The 22,155-nt window shown below is 62.0% G+C and carries 15 protein-coding genes and 3 pseudogenes; 7 read left to right on the top strand and 11 right to left on the bottom strand.

The genetic code is table 11. The annotated features are described in order from the left end of the window. Positions 1-439: 439 nt before the first annotated feature. Positions 440-2,194, top strand: coding sequence for a golvesin C-terminal-like domain-containing protein (locus tag TX76_RS14940; protein WP_049903525.1), 1,755 nt, complete (start codon positions 440-442; stop codon positions 2,192-2,194). 65 nt (positions 2,195-2,259) lie between these two features. Here the strand turns inward: TX76_RS14940 and TX76_RS14945 are convergent, their stop codons facing one another. From TX76_RS14945 to TX76_RS14985, 9 genes are all read right to left on the bottom strand, one after another. Beyond that, on the bottom strand, positions 2,260-3,063 hold the full coding sequence (locus TX76_RS14945; RefSeq protein ID WP_049903527.1) for an SDR family NAD(P)-dependent oxidoreductase: 804 nt from the start codon (positions 3,061-3,063) through the stop codon (positions 2,260-2,262). Positions 3,064-3,126: 63 nt separating this feature from the next. Next, a complete protein-coding gene (locus tag TX76_RS14950; protein ID WP_049903529.1) occupies positions 3,127-4,704 on the bottom strand; it encodes a sulfatase family protein in 1,578 nt (525 codons plus the stop codon). 33 nt (positions 4,705-4,737) lie between these two features. Next, positions 4,738-5,706, bottom strand: a complete 969-nt coding sequence (locus TX76_RS14955) for an ABC transporter ATP-binding protein (RefSeq protein WP_324185986.1) — start codon at positions 5,704-5,706, stop codon at positions 4,738-4,740. Between the two features lie 101 nt (positions 5,707-5,807). Then, positions 5,808-6,863, bottom strand: coding sequence for an ABC transporter ATP-binding protein (locus tag TX76_RS14960; protein WP_049903532.1), 1,056 nt, complete (start codon positions 6,861-6,863; stop codon positions 5,808-5,810). Between the two features lies 1 nt (position 6,864). Beyond that, positions 6,865-7,890 carry an ABC transporter permease gene (locus tag TX76_RS14965; RefSeq protein ID WP_049903534.1) on the bottom strand — a complete coding sequence of 342 codons (1,026 nt, stop codon included), beginning with the start codon at positions 7,888-7,890 and terminating at the stop codon, positions 6,865-6,867. Between the two features lies 1 nt (position 7,891). Continuing rightward, complete coding sequence (locus tag TX76_RS14970; protein WP_228842399.1) at positions 7,892-8,719, bottom strand: ABC transporter permease; 828 nt, start codon at positions 8,717-8,719, stop codon at positions 7,892-7,894. Between the two features lie 285 nt (positions 8,720-9,004). Continuing rightward, on the bottom strand, positions 9,005-10,120 hold the full coding sequence (locus TX76_RS14975) for a zinc-dependent alcohol dehydrogenase (protein WP_079890855.1): 1,116 nt from the start codon (positions 10,118-10,120) through the stop codon (positions 9,005-9,007). Between the two features lie 126 nt (positions 10,121-10,246). Continuing rightward, positions 10,247-12,082: an ABC transporter substrate-binding protein gene (locus tag TX76_RS14980; RefSeq protein ID WP_049903539.1), complete on the bottom strand. Its 1,836-nt coding sequence runs from the start codon at positions 12,080-12,082 to the stop codon at positions 10,247-10,249. Positions 12,083-12,187: 105 nt separating this feature from the next. After that, positions 12,188-12,406, bottom strand: coding sequence for a hypothetical protein (locus TX76_RS14985; RefSeq protein ID WP_049903541.1), 219 nt, complete (start codon positions 12,404-12,406; stop codon positions 12,188-12,190). 135 nt (positions 12,407-12,541) lie between these two features. Here TX76_RS14985 and TX76_RS14990 point away from each other — a divergent pair, with 135 nt between their 5' ends. Further along, a complete protein-coding gene (locus TX76_RS14990; RefSeq protein ID WP_049903543.1) occupies positions 12,542-13,726 on the top strand; it encodes a mandelate racemase/muconate lactonizing enzyme family protein in 1,185 nt (394 codons plus the stop codon). Positions 13,727-13,879: 153 nt separating this feature from the next. Here the strand turns inward: TX76_RS14990 and TX76_RS14995 are convergent, their stop codons facing one another. Then, on the bottom strand, positions 13,880-14,683 hold the full coding sequence (locus TX76_RS14995) for an aldo/keto reductase (protein ID WP_049903545.1): 804 nt from the start codon (positions 14,681-14,683) through the stop codon (positions 13,880-13,882). A gap of 208 nt (positions 14,684-14,891) precedes the next feature. Between TX76_RS14995 and TX76_RS15000 the strand changes: the two genes are divergently transcribed. From TX76_RS15000 to TX76_RS18530, 5 genes and pseudogenes are all read left to right on the top strand, one after another. Next, positions 14,892-15,656 carry an IclR family transcriptional regulator gene (locus TX76_RS15000; protein WP_049903546.1) on the top strand — a complete coding sequence of 255 codons (765 nt, stop codon included), beginning with the start codon at positions 14,892-14,894 and terminating at the stop codon, positions 15,654-15,656. Positions 15,657-16,147: 491 nt separating this feature from the next. Continuing rightward, positions 16,148-16,429: pseudogene (locus tag TX76_RS15005) on the top strand (IS110 family transposase); the annotation flags it as partial. 46 nt (positions 16,430-16,475) lie between these two features. Next, positions 16,476-17,211, top strand: a pseudogene (locus TX76_RS17235) (IS6 family transposase). A gap of 173 nt (positions 17,212-17,384) precedes the next feature. Beyond that, positions 17,385-17,521, top strand: a pseudogene (locus TX76_RS18410) (IS5/IS1182 family transposase); the annotation flags it as partial. Between the two features lie 713 nt (positions 17,522-18,234). Then, complete coding sequence (locus tag TX76_RS18530) at positions 18,235-18,597, top strand: SDR family oxidoreductase (protein ID WP_049903550.1); 363 nt, start codon at positions 18,235-18,237, stop codon at positions 18,595-18,597. Positions 18,598-18,753: 156 nt separating this feature from the next. On the opposite strand, the gene TX76_RS15025 is transcribed toward TX76_RS18530, so the two are convergent. Further along, the gene (locus TX76_RS15025; RefSeq protein ID WP_049903552.1) at positions 18,754-22,017 is read right to left on the bottom strand and encodes a golvesin C-terminal-like domain-containing protein; all 3,264 of its coding nucleotides are present in this window, start codon (positions 22,015-22,017) and stop codon (positions 18,754-18,756) included. Positions 22,018-22,155 lie beyond the last annotated feature (138 nt).

Below are 22,155 nucleotides of genomic sequence, written 5' to 3' on the forward strand. Positions count from 1 at the left end.
TGTGAACTCCTCACCACGCTGAGTAACCGCTGTTTCGTCCAGCAGGACGACTACCGGCAGGTTCGGCGGCGGGCCACCGACCCGCCTCGTTCAACCGCTAGCCGGATTTCTGGATCCACGTCCAGATCGCGACGTGCGAGTGCCCAACGCCGATCCAGCCCAGCACGTGCTCGACTCGGACAACCGCCACGGGTGGGACTGAAAGGGGCCGACCGCTCGGCAAATCCCGGCGAAACAAGGACCGCAGGCCGAAGGCCGAGGACCGCAGCGAGCCGCGGGAGCCGAGCGTGTCGGGGGCTTTCGAGCTGTTTGCGTCGCCAATCTCCGCCAAGTCCACTAAGTTAATAGTGCCTCCAGACCGTACACAAGTTTTAATACTATACCGGGAGGATCCCCGGAGTGCTCGAGCGATGTCCGCGTGGTCGGGCACAGAACAATCATGATCGAAGACGAACCTACAAGCGAACCAACCAGGGATTCGACGCGCAGAACGTATCTCAAAGCGCTGGCGACGGCGAGCGGGTTCGCCGCGACCGGCGGAGCCGGACTCGAATTGGCGACCGGGCGCGCCGCCGCGGCGTCGGCGGGGAACTACGGGCTCCGGAAACTGACCAACGACGGGAGCGAGGCAGCGTTCTATCCGCAGGGGCCACACGCGCAGTACGTCGCCGGGCAGAACACCACCTTCCTGGTGTTCCGCGGGCCGTCAGCGAATCCCTACGCGATGAGCTACGACCACGGCGCGGATTCGACGACCGGGCCCGTGCAGATTGGGACGAACCCGCTTCCCGACTATGACGAACACGGGCCGCCGTCGCTCGCGGTGGGGGACGACGGAACCCTACATGTGTTCTACGGGTGTCACACGACGACGCTCCAGTATGCTCGCTCGACGAGCGCCTACGACGTCAACGGGTGGGAAAACTTCGATCTTGACGGACTCCCCGACGCGACGTATACGTCGATGTGCGTCTACGACGGCACCATCTACGGGATCTACCGCAACGGCGATCACGAGTACGGCGTCCTGATCGAATCGAGCGACAGAGGCGACACTTGGTCGGACAGGGTCGTCGCGGACCTGACGACCGGGGGTAACGACCACGACGACTTCTACGTCGTTGGCGACCTGAGCGTCGTCGCGGACAATCTCCACTTCAGCTTCACCGTCTCTGAAGGCGATGCACACGACACGAATCGCCAGGACATCTATCACGCGCTCGTCGACGCGCCGGACGACGACCCCGACGCCGACGGCAACGTCTACGCCTGGGATTACACCGATCTCGGCTCACAGATCACCTGGAGCGACCTCAATGCGTGCCGGATCGCGTCGCAGGACGAGACGTGGTCGGTCAACCACGCCTACGACCCCGCGGCGGACGAGATCCACGTCCAGTACCAGAACGACGCGAACGGCGACGGGACCTGGGAGTGGGAGATCACGACGATCGACCGCGCGAACGGGACCAAGAGCACGCAGACGATCCCGAACCTGCAGACGGCGACGCCGGCGAATTACGGCCGCCCACGCATCAACGACGCGGGCGACCTCGAAGCCCACGTGATTGCGGGGTCCACCGACGAAGGCGGCGATTACCACGTCTCGACGTACGACGGGAGTTCGTGGACGGACGCGATAGTGGTCGCGGAGTCGAGTGCGCGCGAACAGGCCCGCATCGCGGTCGTGCGTGACGGACTCGACGAGCTCGCCACGATGATCGCCGAGGGCGAGACGAGTGACAGCGACCAGTCGATCTGGGCTGTCGGCACGAACTTCGACCGGCCGGTAGAAGCGATCGTCGACAACGCCGACTCTAGCGGGGTTACCGTAACCGGCACTTGGCAGACGAGCACGTGGGCGGATGATTACGTTGGCAGCGACTACCTGCACGACGGCGACGCAGGCAAAGGGAGCAAGAGCGTCGAGTTCACCCCAGACCTGCAGGAAGGCGGGACATACGACGTCTCGATCTACTGGAACACGACCGACAGTCGCGCGTCTTCGGTCCCGATAGACGTCGCGTACGACGGCGGCAGTAATACGGTGACCGTCGACATGACCACGAACGGCGGCCAGTGGAACGTCATCGGTTCGTACGACTTCACGGCCGGAACCGGCGAGTCGGTCACGGTCCGCAACGACGGGACGAGCGGGTACGTCATCGCGGACGCCGTGAAGTTCGAGAGGTAGCCGGCAGCGCTGATCGTCTGTCGCCGTTCGGGGGAACCATTCTGGAGCCGAGACTCACAGGTCGATCACTCGTTTGCCAGGCGTCGCTCACGGTAATCAGGGAGATTATAATCTTCGATGACGACTGACCTCCCACCGTCGACGACGACGCTTTCGCCCGTAATGAACCCAGCTTCGTCACTCGCCAGGAACGCGACCGTCGACGCGAGGTCGTCGGGGCGGCCCATCCGGGCGACGGGGTGCTTGGCTTCCAGGTCCGTCTTGCGCTCGTCAGCCATGTCGTTCCCCGTCCGTTCGACGTCCATCCATCCCGAGACGACGGCGTTGGCGCGGACCGACGGCCCGTGTTCGAGTGCGATCGCCCTCGTCATGGCGTTGATGGCCGCCTTGACGGCGTTGTAGGGGAAGATGTTCGGCTGCGTGAGCATCGAGTGATTCGACGAGATATTGACGATCGCCCCGTCAGACATGTGGCCGAGCGTGTGCTTGGCGCAGAGCCAGTATGCGCGCAGAGCCGTCTCGACGACGAGGTCCCAGTCGTCCATCGTTGCGTCCTCGACACCAGTGTACGTCTGGACGGCGGCGTTGTTGACGAGGACGGCGATCGACCCGTACCGCTCGACCGTGGCCTCCACGAGCGCTTCGATAGCGGCCGGGTCGCGTAAGTTCGCCTGGACGAACCGGGCCTCGCCGCCGTTGTCGCGAATACCCTCGGCGACGGCCTCTCCGGCGTCGGTCGCTCTCCCGGTAACGACGACCGACGCGCCCTCGGCCGCCAGCCGTTCGGCGATGGCGGCGCCGATCCCTCTGGTTGATCCCGTGACGAGTGCCGTTCGCCCGTCGAAGCGTTCGCCCGCGTGTGCAGTCATAGCGTGTATAGGTCTGTCCAATCCGGTATTTAATAATTGCTGTTCTCGTTCCGACGCTAGCGCCTATTGCGGCAGGCGGGCGTCCCCGAGGTCGGCGAGCGGTCGCGGGAAGGCCGTCTCGCTGCGGTCGAGGATAGCGGCGTGCTCGGCCAGTTCGCCGCGCTCGGCGTAGAGCGCCCGAAGTTCGTCGGGGCGGACGTAGATGAACGGCCCCTCGTTCGTCGCCATCTCGACGAGGGGATCCGTTCCGGCGGCGTCCGGCGTCCGGAGCTGGTCCGCCGTCCACTCCGCCATTGTCCGCCGCAGCCGCTTTGCGACCGCTGGCTTCTCGACGACGAGGTTCTCGGCGTGGTGGGGATCGCCGTCGCGCGCGTGAAGCAGTTCAAGCCCCTCGGCGGGGAGCGAGGTATCGTTGAACGTGCCGGGGAACGAGAACACGCCCGGGTGGACGAGTTGCACATAGAGCCAGTCGTCGGTGTACAGCGCCCGCGACAGTGTCTGTGTGCCGTGGCCGCAGACGACGAACTCGCGGCCGTCGAACTCAATCCCCGATAGTGCGGGCGTGAACGGTCGCGCGTCCCAGCCGTCGGGGATAGGGATGTCGAACAGGTCACAGAGGGTTGCCATGAGGTCGAACTGGTAGACCATCGCGTCGGTCGCGGTGCCGGCCATGTCGTCGTCGGTTCCCGGCCAAGAAACGATCAGCGGGACCCGCTGAGTGGCCGGATGGGCCATCCCGTGCGTCCCGTAGAGGCCGTGCTCGCCGAACGCCTCCCCGTGGTCGGCGGTGACGACGACGACCGTCTCGTCGCGGATGCCGAGCCGTTCCAGTTCGTCGAGCACCGCGCGAATCTCTGCGTCGGCCTTCTGGACGCTGGAGTCGTACCCGTCCACGACGTGCTCGACGGTCTCGCGGTCGAGTTCGTCGGTCGGCATCTCCCACGCGTCCTCGCGGAACTGGCCGTGCGTTTCGTCGGAGAGGTTTCGCGGCGTCGGCCACAGGTTCGCGGTTCGCGGCCCAGTCATCGACCGATGGCGCTCGATCAGGTCCTCGTCTGGAAGTCCGGGCGGCGGCCCGTCCCCCCGAACGCTATCGACGAACGACTCGACGTCTTCGTAGGGGAGGTGAACGTCCCAGTAGTTGAGGTGCAACAGCCAGTCGTCGGCGTCGGATCCGTTATCTACGGTCGACCGCAGCCAGCGAACGGCGGCGTCAGTGACGTCGCCGCCACCTTCGAGTCCGGTTTGCGCGGTGGGCTGGATCGTCTCGCGGAACGCGCCGGCGAAGTGAGGGGCGAGGTGGCGCTGCGAGAAGCTACTCACCGACGCGGTTCGGATTCCCGTCTCGGAGAGCAGGCGAAAGCTGGTTATTCGGTCGTCGTCGGGGTCGTGGCCACTCCCCGGACTTTCGTACCACTGGCCCTCGCCCTCGTGCGTGACGACGCCAGTCTTGATCCCGCGCCGGCACGTCACGAGGGCGGTTCTGCTCGGGAGACACGGCGAGTTCGAGACGTAGCAGTCATCGAAGCGGACGCCGGCGTCTGCGATAGCGTCGATGGTCGGCGACGTCGGTCGGTCGTAGCCGTAGCAGCCGAGGTGGTCCTGCCGAAGCGAGTCGATGTCGAAGATGAGGACGTTCATTGGTGAGAGTAGGCGACCTGTCGGTCCAGAGACTCAGTCTGTGAGCGGTTCCTGATCCCAGTACTCGTGGGTCTCGTCTTCGCGGAAGCAGGCGACGGTGCCGTCGCTGGCCTCGTACTGCGGCGGTTTGGTCTCACGACAGGCCGGTCGTGCTTCTGGACAGCGCGTATGGAACCGACAGCCGCTCGGCGGGTCAACGGGGTCCGGAATGTCGATCTTCCGGATCGGCGCTTCGTCGGCTGTTTCCGCGTCGGGATCGATTTTCGGCGTTGCCCAGCGGAGGACCTTCGTGTATGGGTGTGACGGGTTCGAGATGATCTCCTCGGCCGTCCCGATCTCCACGATCTGTCCTAGGTACATGACGCCGATACGGCCGTCACCGTGTTTCGCGAGGTACCGCGCGTTCGAGAGGTCATGCGAGATGAACAGAAACGACGTGTCGAACTCGTCCTGCAGTTCTAGCATCAAGTCCATCATGTCCACGCGGAGACTCACGTCCAGCGCGCTGATCGCCTCGTCCGCGAGGATGAGGTCCGGGTTCATCATCAGCGCACGGATCAGCACGACGCGCTGTTTCTCACCACCGCTCAACTGGTGGGGATAGCGACGCGCGTATGCCTCCGGCGGCATCATCCCGACACGTTCAAGCATCGAGAGGATCTTCTCCTTGCGTTCGTCGCGCGTCAGTCCAGGGGACCACTTCTTAAGCGGCGCGCCCAGGGAGGTCATTACTTTCCGATTCGGGTTGAGCGCGCCGCCGGGGTCTTGGTGGATAATCTGGAGCGACCGTCGGATCTGGTCGTAGGGCACATCAACGTCGCCCTTGAAGCCGCTCTGCGCCGCCTGGATGTCCTGGCCCTTGAACCGCACCGAGCCCGATGTCGGGTTCTGGAGTCCAATGGCTGTCTTCCCGAGCGTTGTCTTCCCGCAGCCCGATTCGCCGACGAGCGCCAGGACGTCGTTGTCCCCGATGTCGAGATCGACGCCGTCGACGGCGCGCACGACATCGGGTCGCACGAACGGATTGAGGCCGCCCGTCTCCTCGAACGACACCGTCACGTCGTCGAGCGAGATGACCGGGGACTGGTTCCGGACGTGACTCATCAGCCGTCACCTCCTTGGTACGGGAGCTGAATGTCGTCGGCAGCGTCCTCCCAGTGGTAGCAGGCAACGGCGTGATCTGCCTCCTCGGCCGATTCGAGCCGCGGCGGCGCCGCTCGACACTCCGGGTCCGCCAGCGGACAGCGTGGGTGGTACGAACAGCCGTCCGGTTTCGTTACCGGATCCGGGCTCGACCCCCCGATGGGACGCATCTCGTCGAGCGGCGCGTCGATATTCGGCGTCGCGCTCAGTAGTGCCCTGGTGTAGGGATGGGCGGCGTGTCGCAAGATGTCGTCTGTGCGGCCGAGTTCGGCGAACTCGAAGGCGTACAACACGGCCATGCGGTCGGCGAGGTGGGCGACCAGCGGTAGGTCGTGCGTGATGAACACGAGCGTGATATCGTACTTGGCCTTGATGTCCTCGAGGAGCGTGAGGATTGATCGCTGCATCAACAGATCCAGCGCCGCCGTTGGTTCGTCCATGACGAGCACCTCGGGCTTGAGGACGAGGCTCAGCGCGATGAGCGTCCGCTGCCGCATCCCCCCGCTGAGTTCGTGAGGATACGACCCCATAACGCGATCCGGTTCGAGGTAGAGGTCGGTCAAAAGCGTGCGGGCACGCTCCAGCCCCGTCTCGCGGTCCGAGCCATGTGCGCTGAGCGTCTCGGCGAAATGCTCGCGGATGCGCATCGTCGGGTTGAACGAACTCATCGCGCCCTGAAACACCATCGACACCTCCTCCCAGCGGTAGCCCCGGAGTTCGCTTGCCGAGAGATCGAGTACGTCGACCGGTTCGCCGTCTTCAGGTCGATATCGGACATCGCCGCTCAGGGTGCCGGGTTCCACTACCGCGTCCAGTAGCGCGTCGGCGAACATTGACTTGCCGGAGCCGCTTTCGCCGACGATACCGAGCGTTTCGCCGCGCTGGATGTCGATACTGACGTTGTCGAGGACGGTCGATACGCCGCGTGGGGAGTCGAACTGGACCGTCGCGTTCCGGACCTCGAAGATCGGATCTGCGTCGGTGCTATCGTCGAGTGCTGTCGTGGTAGTTGCCATATCAGAATTCCTCCATTACCTGCGGACCGGATGACCCGTCGCCGCCAGATTTCTCGTCGTCGCCCGGCACTTTGTCGACGTGTCTCGCCCGTGCTCGCGGATTGAACACCCGGTCGAGTCCCTGAGCGACGAAGATGAATGCGAGGATCAGCAACACAATGGCCAGCATCGGGAAGAACAGCCAGTGCAGACCGATCCCGAGGTAGATGCCACCGGTATTGTACGCGAGGTTCATCATGACACCCCAGTTCTGTGTCGAGAACGGGAGGACGCCAAGGAAGTAAAGCCCGACCGAGCTGTAGATGACGAACCGTGCGGAGTTGGCGAACTTCACCGTTACGTAGGGCATGATGTTCGGGAGAATGTCCGAGAAGATACTGTATCGCGTCGATAGCCCCATGGCCTGCGACGCCTCGACGTACTCCGCGTGCCGGAGCGTGAGGACCTGTGAGCGGATCGCGCGTGCGACGCCCGCCCACACGTTGGCTGTCAGAAGCACGCCGACCACGTATGGGTTCTCTGGATTGATGAGCGCGCCGAGGACAATGATCAGCGGCAACCCAGGGATCGTCACGACGATGTCGGTGATCGTCGAGAGGACCGTGTCGACCCAGCCGCCGACGTACCCCGAGACGGTCCCGACGGTCGTTCCCATCACCGTCGAGAACAGCGCGCCCGCGAGGATCATCTGGAACATCGCGGGCGTCGAGTGAACTATTTGGGCGAAAATATCCTGTCCCGTCTTTCCGGTGCCAAGGATGAACTCGGGGTTGACGAACGGCTTGACGTACGCGGGGCCCTCATTCGGGTGGGGTACTTCGACGACAAGGACGCCCACCGTCCCCATCAGGACGAACAGGCCTAGGAGGAACAGCCCGATTCGTGCCCGCAAGTCGTCCCACATGATCCTGAACGGCGCGACGACGAACTCGTCAGCGAGCGCGACAAACCGTTCTTGCCGTGTGAGTTGACTCGGTCCGCCCGATTCGCCGTCTGTCGTGAACGTGTTGGACGCGTTGTCTCGCATGTCAGTTCGACCCTCCGTCGGCCCGCGGGTCAATGAGTCCATACGTCATGTCCGCGACGTAGATGCCGGTGACGACGGCGAACGTGATCACGATGAAACACCCCATCAGGAGCGGATCGTCGCGTGTGTCGGCGGCCTTGTACAGGAGAAAACCGATCCCACGGTAGGTGAAGATCTCCTCGACGATGACCGACGCGCCGAACATGAATCCGATCGAGACCATGAATCCGGTGTACATCGGGAGAATGGCGTTGCGTGCGACGTACCGCATCGCGATGCGGCGCGAGGACAGCCCCCGGAGTCGAGCAACCCTGAGATAGTCCTTCCCGAGTTCTTGGATGCTGTTCCCGCGCATTGACATCGCTCGGTTGCCGAACCCGGTGATGACGAGTGCCGCGATTGGCAACGCGGCGTGGTGGAGCGCGCTCAGTAAATATGGGATCCGCAGCCCCGGCGCGATATCCTGGCTGACCCGGCCACTCGTCGGAAAGAGCCCGGTACTATACCCCATGAAGTAGATCAGTACGATCGCCATGACGTAGTTTGGAGTCGCGCTCAGCACCGTCGAGAACACGCTCCCACCGAGGTCGAGCGAACTGCCTTCGATGTACGCGAAGGCTGCACCCAGTACGATCCCGATGAGGTAGATGAGCAGCATCGATGTCCCGACGAGGAGGATCGTCCATGGGAGCGCCTTCCCGATCACCGATGCGACCGGTTCGCCGTACCACACAGACTTCCCGAGTTCGAACTGAAACACGTTAGCGAAGTAGTCGACGTACTGCTGCAAGAGCGGTTTGTTCGGATTGACGGCGGTGTACGATTCCATCAGGTTGTTTAATGTCTCCTGCGACATGTCCGACGACCCCTGAATGTATTGGGCCCGGACGTAATCCATTGGTCCACCCGGCATGAACCGGATGATGACGAACGAGAGCGACAACACTGCGTATATCGTGAGCAGCGTCCTCGCTGTCCGCGTAAGCAATCGGTGCATCTTACTGAGTCGATTGTTTTCCACCCATAAATATCTACTGTAAACGCAGCGGGGCGGTGTCGAATTGAGATGTGAGGTTATCGTGCTGGAGCGGCGTACAGACCCTAATGAGGGAAATCACCGATTTGGATGCACCACGGCCCGAAGGGCATCACCCGATGCCTGCGCATCGTACGCCGTTTCGATGTCGTCCAGGTCGACGTGGACCGATAGCAGGTCCGCGAACGGATAATCATCGGCGTAATCGTCAAGGAGCGAGAGCGCGGTTTCGAACTGTGACGGCGGGTAGGCGTAGCTCCCTCGGACATCGAGTTGCTTGCGCACGATCTGCGGGTAGTCAAGGTCGACCGTCTCGCCTCCGAGTGTGCCGAGGTCGACGATCGTTCCGCCGCGCCGGACCATCCGAAGGTCCTGCTTAAGGGTCGCCGGAACGCCGGCGGTCTCGACGACGACGTCGGGACCGACGCCCGAATCGGTGACCGATTCGACCTTGCGAACGACCGCATCCGTCGATAACCCAGCGGCGGCGACGATATCCGTCGCGCCAAAGGCTTGTGCGAGTTCGAGTCGTGCTTTGTCGAGGTCGATGGCGACGACGCGACCAGCACCGTGAACCGCGGCCGTGAACACGCAGAGGAGCCCGATCGGCCCGACGCCGTGGACCGCGACCGTCTGGCCGAGGTCCAGACCTTCCTTAGCCCAAGAGACGTCGGGACTCTCCGCGCGTTCCAACGCGTGGGTCGCGACGGACAGTGGTTCCGCGAGGAGTCCGAGACCGGGGTCCAGCGAGTCCGGGAGGCGGTAGAAGCGAGAGCCGGGACATACAGGCAGTCGCTGGCTCAGTCCACCAACGAACGGAGGCTGGTCGACGTTGGTGAATCCATACCGCATCCGGTCCACGCAGGTCGTCGGGCGCGCGCGGACCTGCTCGCAGTACCAGCACTCGCCGCAAGAAACGCCCGGTACGACCGTCACCGGGTCGCTCTCGTGGACCGACCGACCGCGGGCATCGGTCACGCCGTCGTCCGAACGGGAGGTCACGACACCGACGAATTCGTGTCCGGGAATAACCGGAAAGTCGATGTCAAGTTCACCGTCGTACATGTGGACATCCGTCCCGCAGATACCGCAGTCGGTGACATCGATCATCAGATCGGCGTCATCTGCCGGGACATCGAGGGTGCGCACAGCGACGTCACCGGGTGCGTTCATAACAGCTGCTCGCGTTTGCATACCATGGCGTGGAGTCCGCAGCGAAAAAACGGTTTCGCCGCTAAATGGTGGCGGGGAGCGTGCGAAAAAGTCGGATCGCGAGGAATCGGACCCGTGGCAGACGGACAGACGAGCGGTTCGCCGCGATTACTCTTTGGCCTTGATGATGCCGCGGTCTAGCATGAATTCGACCGGGAAATTGACCGACATCCGCGGGTCGGCCTTCTTCGGCATCGCCCATTCGGTCGAATCGTACGAGCGCTGGTCGAGCTTTTCGTTCATCGGCATTGCGGGAAGCCCCTGGTTAATCGCCCACGTGACCTTCTTGACTGCGTCCTTCGCTTCCTGTCCGGTACTCGTCGAGATGGTCGAAAGATGTTTCTGGATGTCGACGGTTTCGAGGCTGCCCTCTGTGTCCCCGACCGGCATCGGGACGTCCACCGACGTCGGAATCGCAGCGTTCTTCTGGAGAACCTCGTTGTTGTTCGCGATGACGGTCGGGAGGCTCGACGCCGGGTGGGGGAGATCCCCACCCCAGTTCCCGGTGATGAGGTCCCACTTCCCCTGCGAGTGGAACTGGCCGTACAGGACGGACGACTCCTTGGGCTGGTAGTCGACATTGATGCCGAAGCTGTCGAGCGTATCGGAGATCGTCTGGCCCATCCGGACCCACGACCAGTCTGTGGGCGCGCGCACCGTCAGGGTGAATTTCTCGCCGTTCTCCTTGCGCCACCGACCGTTCTGTTTCTGTAAGCCGGCTTCCTGCAGCAGGGACTCGGCTTTCGACTCGTTCGAGCTATCGTACCCATATTGGGTGAGTTGGTCGAGGGTGTCACCGAGCCACTGTTTGGGCGTCCCGGAGAGCGTTCCAGGAAGCCCGTGCGGGGCTTTAACCGCCGAATACATGATCTTAGACATGTTCTGTGTCCCGTTCGTCCGGTTCACGAGATGCGCGATGGCCTGTCGGACCTCGCGCTTTGCCAGGACTTCGTTCGTGTGGTTGAAGTCCAGACACAGCCCGTTGTACACAGGATAGCGAACCAGTGTGACCCAGTCCGGGAACCGCTGTTCGATCTTTTCGGTCACTAGTCCGTGGAAGACATCGATCTTGTGGTTGATGAGGTCGGCGACACCGCCTTGATGGCCACTCACCATCTGCCACTCAACGGTGGGGAAGTTGAGTTTGTCCACAGCCGGATGTCCGCCCTCCCGAACAGGGGTTGTGATGCCCGCGGACGACGCCGACTCGAATTTGACCGGGCCGCACGACGGGGGTTCCTTCAGCGTCCAACTGACGAGTTCGCCCTTCGCGGACTCGACCTCGCTGTCCGACGACGCGTCCTCGAGGCTCTCGAGGTACTCGCCGTACATGCGTTCAGGTGTGCTCATCCGCATGCCTAGGAGGTTCATCCTGAAGACATCCTCGTTGATGCTTCCCGAGACGTGCGAGAGTTCGACACTCCTGTCGCCCGTCTCCTGAACCGACTCGATCGAATCCCAGACCGGATGGCCGAAGTACTTGCCCAATTTGAGTCGCGTCACCAGGTCGGTACTGGTCACCGGGTCGCCATTCGCCCATGACTGCTTCCGGAGCGAGATTGTCGTCTTGTCGCTACCGATGTTCCACTCGGAGGCCAGCATCGGCGCGAACTCCTGGTTGGGCAGGTACTTCGCCAGCGGCTGGTAGAACACAGTGAAGACAAACTGCGTCTGCGCGTTGGGATTGAACGGATTGAATTGTTGCTTGTCGCTCGACCGTTGCCCGCCGATGACGAGCGACCGATCGACCATCTCGCTCGACCCGCCGATATCGGTATCGTTACTCGCGGCGGTGTCCGATTCGTTGCTCGCCCCGTCCGAGGGCGTTCCACCGGAACCGCCCCCGCTACACCCGGCGAGCGCAAATGCGCTCCCCGAGGCAGTCAGTGTCAGTAGCTTTCGCCTCGTCACGGTATCGATCGCATTCAAGTCACTCTCTACCATACGCTGTGAGGTCAAAGTTCCTACTGTATATATCTTGCGTCCCGCTGGAGGCCATCCGGGACGGGAGCGGACCTGACAGCCGAAAACTGATCAAGAGCGCGTGGTTCAGTTCCGTTTCGCACACGCGTAATCCGTCGCCCCGGCGAGAAGGGCCGAGAGTAAAACGACGACCAGCGCGGCGACCCAGATCGGCAAGGTACGCGCGTCGTCGCTCGCGAACGGAAACGAGACGAGCAACCCAACGAACAGCGTCGCGTCGATGTAGATCACCGACTTGGAGAAGTTCGTCAGTTCGCAAAAGGCCTCCCACTGTGCCTCGTTCATGGATACAGGATGCCGGCGGGACTGTAAATAGGTTCGCTTCGAATCATACCCCGCCCACGAAATCCGCACGGCCGCACGAAGCCACCTGCGAAGAGACTAAATATAGTGACGGATAACGACTCAACTACATCGACGATGTCAGAACTAGTCATTACAGACGTTACGACACATATCGTCGCCTGCCCGACCAGACCCTGGGTGTTCGTGCGCGTCGAGACAGACCAAGGAATCCACGGGATCGGTGAGGCGATGGCCCACCGGAAACCACAGACCGTCGCCATGGCTATCGAGGAGATGAGCGAGCGATACGTCATCGGCGAAGACCCGTTCGCCACGGAAGATCTGTTCTTCCGCATGTACCGGGACGAATGGTTCTCGAAGAACGTGGTAAACACGACGTGCATCAGCGCCATCGACGCTGCCTGCTGGGATATCAAGGGAAAGTACCTCGACATGCCCGTCTACGAACTGTTGGGGGGGTCGGTGCAGGGCGATTCGCTCCTTGGGTACGCCAACGGCTGGTTGACGGGCTCCAACGGGAACCCGGCCGAGTTCGCCGAGGCGGCGGAACAGGTCGTCGACGACGGCTATCAGGCGATGAAATTCGACCCGTTCGGATCGGCTTGGGAACGCATGACGCGCGACGCGTTTAACAACGCGATCGACACGGTCGCCGCGGTCCGCGAGGCGGTCGGCCCCGACATCGACCTCTTGATTGAGGGACACGGGCGGTTCACGCCGGGGATGGCCATCGATGTAGCCGAGAAGCTGGCGCCGTACGACCCAACCTTCTTTGAGGAGCCGACGCCCGCCGACTCCCTCTCCGGCCTCCGGCGCGTTTCCGAGAAGTCATCTGTACCCATCGCGACCGGCGAGCGCGCCATGACCAAGTACGACGTGCGGGACCTCCTCACCGAGACAAACGTCGACTTCATCCAGACCGACCTCGCCAACACGGGCGGGATCACGGAGGGCAAGAAAATCGCGTCGATGGCTGAAGCCGAACACGTCACGTTCGCGCCGCACAATTCCCAGGGCCCGGTCTGTACGGCCATGTGCGTCCACGTCTGTGCGACCACCACGAACTTCCTCTTCCAAGAGACGTTCGAAGATTACGATGTCGACTGGAAGACGGAGTTACTTGAGAATCCGCTCGAGATCACGGACGGAGAGATCGTCCTGCCGACCGAACCGGGGCTCGGCGTCGAACTCGACATGGATGTCGTCCGCGAGCACGACTACGAGAGGCACGCCGATCGCGTCGACATGGTGAACCCGTTCGAAGACGGCTGGGAAGACCGGTCGCTCGTGAACGACTGACTGCAGCCGAGGATTTCTGAAATCTTTACCGACGACTGAGGGCGTGGGCTCGTAATCCTACGTCGGTGATCGCATTCCGCTGCCGACTCAGAACGAGTGTCACTGGAACAGTCGTCCAATGTGGTCAAACACGGTTTGCTTCGCTGACCCGACCTATTCGCGCCATGGAGCGTACTCCGGCGAGACGATGCGGCGCTGGAGGGACATCGACTCGATCGTCTCGATCTCCTCGTCGTCCAGTTTCAGGTCAAGCGACTCATAGTTCTCGCGCTGGTGTATCTCGATGTCCGCCATTGGGATAGGCACGACGCCGTCCATCGCGTGGAGCCAGGCGAGACTCACCTGCGCCACCGAGGCGTCGTGGCTCCCAGCAATGTCGATCAACTGGTCGAACTCAAAGACCCGACTGCGGGCGATGGGCGAGAACGCGACGAGCGAGATCCCCCGTTCCTGAGCGTGTTCCACGAGGTCGTGTTGCTGGAAGAGCGGGTGCATCTCGACCTGGTTGGCGACGATCGGTACCTCGGCGATTTCCATCGCTTCGTCGACCAGGTCCGGCGTGAAGTTGCTCACGCCCGCCGCCTCAATGCGGTCGTCCTTCCAGAGGTCGTCGAAGGCTTCCCAGGTCTCGTCGGGGTCGTATGTCAGCGCGGGCCAGTGGACGTACAGTAGGTCTATGGTCCCGATCCCGAGTTCGGAGAGACTCCGGTCGACACTCTCGTACACGTCGTCGTAGCCCAGGTTCTCGGGGTGAACCTTCGTCGCGACGGTGACGTCCGAGCGCGGCACCGACGAACAGCGCAGGGCCTCGCCCACGTAACTCTCGTTTCCGTACGCTCTCGCCGTGTCGACGTGGGTGTAGCCCATGTCGATCGCCGTAGCGATACTCTGCTCACACCGTCCTGGATAGGTGTTCCGCCAGGTCCCCAGTCCGATCGATCCGATGTTGATGGTCATCTGTATGACGATTAGGGTACGTTAGCTAAAAGGTTATGGGAGAAACAAGCGTCCGCCATTGTCAAACGGCTATTCAACAGTTCGAGCGATGGGTCCGTCTTGCTACTGCAGCCGTCTGCGAGTGAAAATGGGCGTAGACATCGAACATGGGCGCGTCCGAACTGGTCAAACGAACATTTAATAGAGTGGGCCGGCAGTAAGCTTCTAAATGGAGAAAAAGCCGAAGACTAAGACGCTCCAGTCGGTGGAGACGACCTTCGAACTGATCGAGTACCTCCGAAAGACGAACGGCGCGGGCGTTTCGCAGATCGAACAGGCGCTCGGTATCCCGAAGAGCACCGCCCATGTCCACCTGAACACGCTCGAACAGAGCGGTTATCTCGTCAACAACGACGGAAAATACCATGTCGGCTTGGGGTTTCTCGAACTGGGGGAGAGCGCCCGCAATCGCGAGCAGATCTACAATCTCGGTCGCTCGGAGGTCGAAAAGCTCGCGAACGAGACCGGCGAACTCGCGAGTATGATGATCGCAGAGCACGGCAAGGGCGTGTACATCCACCGCTCGCGCGGGGACCAGGCCATCCTCGCCGACACCCAAGCCGGCCAGAAGGTCGACATCCACTGTCGCGCCGCCGGGAAAGCCATCCTTGCTCAATTGCCCGAAGACGAGGTGGTCGAGATAATCGAGACGCACGGCCTCCCACGGAAGACAGACGAGACGATTGCGACCCGAAGCGACCTGTTTCAGGAACTGGGCGAAATTCGTGACCAGGGCATCGCCTTCGACGACGGCGAGCAACTGGACGGCCTCCGATGCGTCGCCGCGCCCGTTACCGCCAGCGGCGCCGTCGCCGGCGCGCTTAGCGTATCCGGACCGAAAGGACGGCTCCGCGGCGAGCGGTTCGAGGAATGGCTCCCCGAGATCATTCTTAGCGCCGCGAACGTGATCGAAATAAATCTCTCGTACTCCTAATTCGAATGCCACTTCCGATGCTGTCGAACGGATGTGTGATAATTCATCGCAGTCGAGTAGAAACCGCGTCGGGATGGGCGCTTGCTGGATCGTGAGCAGTCGGCGTCAGAACTGACGATCTCAAAAGTAACAACAGTACTCCTGTTACTTGATCTCTCACGTCTATAAACGGCCGTTGCGAACCGGTCGCTACGCAACCGATAATACCGGTTACGGTGTTTCTGTCCTACACGGATCTCATCGATGATTTCGGCTGCTTCTCGTATCAATAGCACTGACTCGATGGGGAAAATCTGCTACCTTAGCCGGGTCAAGGCAAAGCATGGGGGCCGAGTAGAGTCCGGCGGCTTCGACCGCGCGGCACTGGCGGGTCCAGGTGCGAAGGAAGCCGAGAGTGGAGCATCCCAGCCGGCTGTCGCCTGCGGTGGCAGCCGGGAAAGCCCGAATACGTGATTCTCATCCAACGCACCGGTGCCCCGGAGTGAGAACAGATGTTCTTAGGAATCGATATTCACAAGTGGGAGGCCCAAGTGGCCGTCCGCAATGACGACGGAGACGTGATCGAGCAGGTCCGTGTCAACAACACGGATCTTGAAGAGATTGCCCAGCGATACGCTGGCGGCGAAGCCTTGCTGGAAGCCACGACGAACTACTTCTACATCTACGATATGCTGTCTGAGTACTTGGAGGGGGTTGTCGGGCACCCGCCGAAGCTGAAAGCAATCGCTCAGACGGACAAGAAAACCGACAAGATCGACGCCAACGCACTGTCTAGTTGAGGGTGCTTGAGAAGCGAGTAGGTCGTACCGAGAACTGTTCATGAAACTCGACGAGCTGCTCGGAGAGACGTTGAACGTGGGCTGTGATGAGGTTTGGGAGAACGAGCGCACCCCGACACCCGTCAGGGTGTTCGGAGTGCGTCTCCATTCGATGGGGCAGTCGCTGCGCGAGGTCGTCGCGGTGTTCGAGTGGCTCGGCGTTGACCGTACCCACGGAGCGGTCTGGAACTGGACGCACGCGCTCGCGGAGAACCAGGCTGACCCGCCAACGTTCACGAGAGCGACGCTCTCGTGCAGCACATCAGAACGCTTCGCGTTCTGAGGACGGCGGAGCCGTCGCGGGTCGCCGTCGACGAGAAACAGATCACCGTCGACGGCGAGAAAAATGGCTCTACGCCGCGGTCGATACGGATTCAAAGCTGATTCTGGACGTAGAAGTGTTCAGCCGCCGCGGGACCGACCCCGCGTCGGCGTTCCTTCACCGTCTCACCGAGAAACACGACGTCTCAGATACCGAGTTTCTCACCGACGCAGGCGGGTATCTCACGGCGTTAGCTCGCCTCGACCTCCGCGGCGGACTCAACTACAGCGAACGGAATCTCATCGAGAAGTGGTTCCAAACCGTAGTAATGCGGATCGACCGCTTTCACTCGTTCTGGCGTGGGAGTCCAGCCAGCGCACGGCGCTGGCTGCGACGGTTCAGGCACTATTGTAACCACGATCGACCGAATCAAGCGCTCGACGGACGAACACCCGTCGAGGAGGTTCTCAACTAGACAGCGTCTCCTCAAACTGATCTACACGCCTCCAAGTAACGTGCATACAACTGTTACTGTTGTTCGATCTGAATTCACCGTTGAATACCGGGTACAATACTGTTACTGGTGCTCGTAAACTGAAGGGCTAGAGGAAAAAACCTGATCTCGACGAGAATCTCTATGCATAATAATCGATGACCGAAATCTTATTTTCCCCGCTCAAGCGCTCGCTGGGCTGGCCGTGCGAGCGCGGGCATGGTATCGCCAGTTCCGTGAGATCTCGCTCACCGCCGCAGTCTACAACGTCAAACAGGCCGTCAACCAATGAATTCTCTCGCCCTCTGTGGATTCAATAGACCCGTGTCAAACATGGTTATTACGAATCTGGATTCTCGTTTCCGGAGACGCCAGTTCGCGACTGGAGAAGATAACAAGCGTTCCATTGTTTATTCCCAGAATCGGCGTCGGACCGGACGCCGACTGCTCACGGTCCGCCGAAGGCCCGCCACGACGTCTCTCATATTCGACTGTGACGAACCATCACACATCCGTTCGACAGCATCGGAAGTGGCATTCGAATTAGGAGTCCGAGAGATTTACGTGGAACACGCTCAGGACCGAGGGGTCGCGCTCGTCTCGTTCTCGCCCATTGCCCGGAGGTGTATCAGTTCGATCTCATGGCGACGCTCTGCGACCTGTTCGAAATCCCGATCCCCAACGACTGGGACGCGCGACCGTTCACGCCCGCACTCTGGGGGATGTCATTTGATGGCCGCGAGGTCGTCGTTTGCGGGCACGGCACCCAAACGCTGGAAGGACCGTTCATCTACGTCCGCCCTGACGAGTCGCGAGCGCTCTACGGAGAGCGCGGCGAACTGGACGCACACGCGGCGGTTCTCAACCGGAGCGAGTCCACCTTTCCGAAGCTGTTAGACGAGCCCGCCGAACACCGCTGGCTCGGTATCAGAGCGACCACTTCCGCGTCAAGGCGGCCCCCGAACGGTAATTGTTATGTGACTGGTCCGAGTGACTACACACATCATGGTTGGAGACGGACGCGAGCGCTTCGAGGGACAGACCGCACTCGTCACGGGATCGACCAGGGGTATCGGCGCTGCCATCGCCGAACGGCTGGCGGCCGAGGGCGCGTCAGTCGTCGTCACCGGGAAAGCGACCGACGCCGGGGAGACTGTCGTCTCGGGATGGATGGACGTCGAACGGACGGCGAGCGACATGGCTGACGAGCGCAGGGCGGACCTCGAATCAAAGCACCCCGTCGCCCGGATGGGCCGGCCCGACGACCTCGCGTCGACGGTCGCGTTCCTGGCGAGCGACGAAGCGGGGTTCATCACTGGCGAGAGCGTCGTCATCGAGGACGACAACCTCCCGGACTACCGCGAGTGACGCTTAGCGAATGAGTAAGTTCGAGGTGCACGGCGTGTCGCGCGAGCATCCCGTACCGGGACTTTCGAGGCGTTTTTGTCACCGCTACCGGTTGCTTACAGACGATTAATTCCAACGCTCAGCCAAAGCGTTCCAACAAAAATTAATCGAGAGTCGTTATTCGGTCCAGACTTCGAGGGTGTGCGGGTCGACATCGACGGAGAGCGTCGACGTGGTCATGCTCCCGAGGTCGGTGAACCGCTCGGACTCGCTGAACGACTGGCCGGAGAGCGTCATCGACCCGCCGAGATCGATGTCGAACGACTTGGTTGAGCCGCTGTCGTTCAGGAGCGCGAGACCGCGATCGCCGTTCGGCGCTTCCCACGCCATCGCGACTCGAGTGGTGTCGTCGGCGTCGTCGCCGAGGACGGAGTAGCGCACCGAGTCGTGGGGGATCAGTTCGACGAACGGCACGATGCCGTTCCAATTGACGTCATTATAGGTCCACTCACCGACGTCGACGTCAATGCCGTCGTCCGAACTGTCTGAATCGCTTGGCGGGCGGAACCAGCCGAGCGAGTAGCCGTAGCCGGATTCGTCGTTGGCGACAGTCGTTGGCTTCAGCGCGTGGAGCCAGAAGAACGTCGGCGAATCCATGTAGACGAAGTGGTTCATGACCATCTTCGCCGTGTGGGTGAAGTTTGTGTTGCCGCCGAGGTACTCGAACTCAGTGTTGATCACCGGCCGCCCCAGCGCCTCGTCGCCGAGGCTCGACGTACCAACGAACGAATCCGGGTTGCCCGACGAGGTGAGCGCGTGCCAGGACCACATATCGATCAGTTCGAGCGCCTCCGGGTTGGAGCGGACCGCATCGCTCAACCCGTCCGACGGGACGGATCCCGTGTTGTGGTCGGGGCCGTGGATTCGCACCGATGGGAACTCTGAACGAATGCGTTGACCGACGACGTGGAGCGCGTCGGCGTACTCCCCGTTACCGTACCCGCACTTCGAGTATCCCCCGCCCTTGACGTGGGGTTCGTTCTGGAGCGACCAGATGGAGGCGTCGATGCCGTTCTGGTCCAGCATCTGCATGTCCGTAACCATGGCGTCGGCCATGTCCGCCAGCGCTGTCGTTGATGTGGATTCGAGCCCCTCGTAGAGGTAGTCGTCGCTGCTCTTGAAGTAGGGCGTTGGCGACCAGTAGGTCGGCATGACCTTCGTCCCCGACTGCTGGACCGTCTCGGCGATGTCGGCGATCTGGCCCGCGTACCGTCCCTCCAGCAGCCGCTCCTGCGAGTCCGTCCCGCGGAGGTAGAGCCCCATTGCCAGCCGGACGTGCCGGAAATTGCTCAGCATCTCAGAGTACCAGCGTTGCGCTTCACTATCCGAGAGGGCCTCCGGGACGCGTTCGTCGGTACACGACGACATGTCGTTGTTCGCGCCGATGCAGTCGAACTGTATCTCACAGCCCATTCCCTCGATGTGCTGTCGGGGGTCGTCCCAGTCGACGCCGAACTCGACGTTCGGCGTCTCGCTCGCCGGGACAAACCGGATCGCATCGGCGACAACGTAGCCGTCGGCGTCGTTCGACAGTTCGACGCCGTGGCCGCTGCCCGGCGAGAACGTGTACGTGCTGGAGCCGAGTTGCTGCCAGTCCTCCTGTGCTCCCCGAATATCGACCCTGACGGTGTCAGACCCGTTCGCGTGGTCGATCGCGTACGGCGCAGCGCTCGCGTACGACGAGGAGCCATGGGGCAAGTACACCCAGACACTGTAGTCGCCCTGCGAGGACAGAGTTGGTTCCCAGCGGGCGGTCGCCCCGCCCGACCCGGAATTCGCGGTTCGATATCCCTGTCCGAAGAAGCCCGGATTGTACTCGCTGGTATCCCACGTCCCGCTCAGCGTCGCGTCGCCGTCGTCGTAGAGCAGATCGGCCGTCGTCCGCGGCGCGGCGTTCGCCTGGAACGAGGACAGCGACCCCATGCCGGCGCCGTTGACCGGGTAAACGACGTAGTGGTAGGTCGTGCCGTTCGAGACGCCGGTGTCCGTGTAGATCGTCGATGACGTGGTGTCGATCTGTGAGTACGACCCGCCACTCGTCGTCGAGCGGTGAACCTCGTACGACGTTGCGCCGCTCACCGACCGCCAGGAGAGGTCAACCGCGCCGTCCCTGGACCTCGCCCTGAGTGCCTTGGGTGAGGCTCGCGGCGGTGCTTGCGTGGGTGTCGCCGACGCTTCGCTCGCGTTACCGCTCTCGTCAGTACTCGTATTGGCGCTCACGGTGTAGTAGTAGGTGGTGCCGTTCGAGACGCCCTCGTCGACGTAGTACATCGACGCGGGCGCGTCGCCGATGCCGAGCGGGTTCGATATGTTCGACGCGATGGTCTGGTACGGTCCCTCGCTCGATGTCGCCCGCTTGAGGTTGTACGTCACGCCGGCGACATTGTCCCACTCCAGGTACGTGCGCCCGTCGTCGGCCTGCACGGTCAACCCCCTCGGGATCTCGGCTGGGACGACCTTCTCGAACTTCACGCCGTCCGCAAAGACGTACTTGGCGCCGACGTCGTCGTTCGACACCTCAACATACCCGTTCGTTCCCGACGTAAACGTGAACGACGAACTCCCGAGTCGATGCCACTGGCTGCCTTTGACGTTCTGGTCGAAGTCGACGGTCTGCGTCCCTCCGTCGTAACTCACCGTATAGGGCGCTCGAGTGCCCGAGTCTTCGTTCCCTTCGGGAACCTGCACGTAGATCTCGTACTCGCCGTCGGCGGGCAAGTCGGGCGTGTAGCGCGCGGTGCTGCCGCCACTACCGTCGTTCGCATAGATGTAGTCGCTGCCGTAGTAACCGCTCCTGAAGGTCGAACTCGTCCACGTCCCTGACGTGGTCGCATCTGGATTGTCCAGGGTGACCGCCCGCTGGACGAACTTGATCCCGTCGGCGAAGACGTACTTGGCGCCGACGTCGTCGTTCGACACCTCAACATACCCGTTCGTTCCCGCGGCGAACGGGAACGCCGAACTGCTGAGTTGGTACCACTGCCCACCAGAAACGTTCTGATCGAAGTCAATCGTCTGGCTTTCTTCTGAGTGACTCACCGTATAGGGCGCTCGAGTGCCCGAGTCTTCGTTCCCTTCGGGAACCTGCACGTAGATCTCGTACTCGCCGTCGGCGGGCAGGTCGGGCGTGTAGCGCGCGGTGCTGCCGCCACTGCCGTCGTTCGCATAGATGTAGTCGCTGCCGTAGTAACCGCTCCTGAAGGTCGAACTCGTCCACGTCCCTGACGTGGTCGCATCTGGATTGTCCAGAACTACCTCGTTAGTCGCCGCGGCCCCCGTTTGAACGAACGGGTACACCGCGCCCGCGGACAGGAGTTTCAGCAGGCTGCGCCGCTCGATCGGTGTATCGGTACCCCTCGCATCGCTCTCGTTACCGTTCATGATTACATCCCTGGCACCGGCAAGGCCGTAGCTTGCATGCCACTTCACGGCACACAACTATCATAAATAAAATTTTCGGTGTCAGCATCACGTCGTGTTCATGGGCGAACACCAGAGACGCGGACGAGGCGATTACTT

This window comes from Halococcus agarilyticus (assembly GCF_000334895.1).
Lineage (GTDB): Archaea > Halobacteriota > Halobacteria > Halobacteriales > Halococcaceae > Halococcus > Halococcus agarilyticus.

What these genes read in the sequence shown, in the direction of transcription:
- TX76_RS14960 (WP_049903532.1), bottom strand. Translation starts at nt 6,863, where the DNA reads ATGGCAACTACCACGACAGCACTCGACGATAGCACCGACGCAGATCCG.
- TX76_RS15025 (WP_049903552.1), bottom strand. Translation starts at nt 22,017, where the DNA reads ATGAACGGTAACGAGAGCGATGCGAGGGGTACCGATACACCGATCGAG.
- TX76_RS14965 (WP_049903534.1), bottom strand. Translation starts at nt 7,890, where the DNA reads ATGCGAGACAACGCGTCCAACACGTTCACGACAGACGGCGAATCGGGC.
- TX76_RS14970 (WP_228842399.1), bottom strand. Translation starts at nt 8,719, where the DNA reads ATGGAATCGTACACCGCCGTCAATCCGAACAAACCGCTCTTGCAGCAG.
- TX76_RS14940 (WP_049903525.1), top strand. Translation starts at nt 440, where the DNA reads ATGATCGAAGACGAACCTACAAGCGAACCAACCAGGGATTCGACGCGC.
- TX76_RS14985 (WP_049903541.1), bottom strand. Translation starts at nt 12,406, where the DNA reads ATGAACGAGGCACAGTGGGAGGCCTTTTGCGAACTGACGAACTTCTCC.
- TX76_RS14950 (WP_049903529.1), bottom strand. Translation starts at nt 4,704, where the DNA reads ATGAACGTCCTCATCTTCGACATCGACTCGCTTCGGCAGGACCACCTC.
- TX76_RS15000 (WP_049903546.1), top strand. Translation starts at nt 14,892, where the DNA reads ATGGAGAAAAAGCCGAAGACTAAGACGCTCCAGTCGGTGGAGACGACC.
- TX76_RS14980 (WP_049903539.1), bottom strand. Translation starts at nt 12,082, where the DNA reads ATGGTAGAGAGTGACTTGAATGCGATCGATACCGTGACGAGGCGAAAG.
- TX76_RS14990 (WP_049903543.1), top strand. Translation starts at nt 12,542, where the DNA reads ATGTCAGAACTAGTCATTACAGACGTTACGACACATATCGTCGCCTGC.
- TX76_RS18530 (WP_049903550.1), top strand. Translation starts at nt 18,235, where the DNA reads ATGGTTGGAGACGGACGCGAGCGCTTCGAGGGACAGACCGCACTCGTC.
- TX76_RS14975 (WP_079890855.1), bottom strand. Translation starts at nt 10,120, where the DNA reads ATGCAAACGCGAGCAGCTGTTATGAACGCACCCGGTGACGTCGCTGTG.
- TX76_RS14945 (WP_049903527.1), bottom strand. Translation starts at nt 3,063, where the DNA reads ATGACTGCACACGCGGGCGAACGCTTCGACGGGCGAACGGCACTCGTC.
- TX76_RS14995 (WP_049903545.1), bottom strand. Translation starts at nt 14,683, where the DNA reads ATGACCATCAACATCGGATCGATCGGACTGGGGACCTGGCGGAACACC.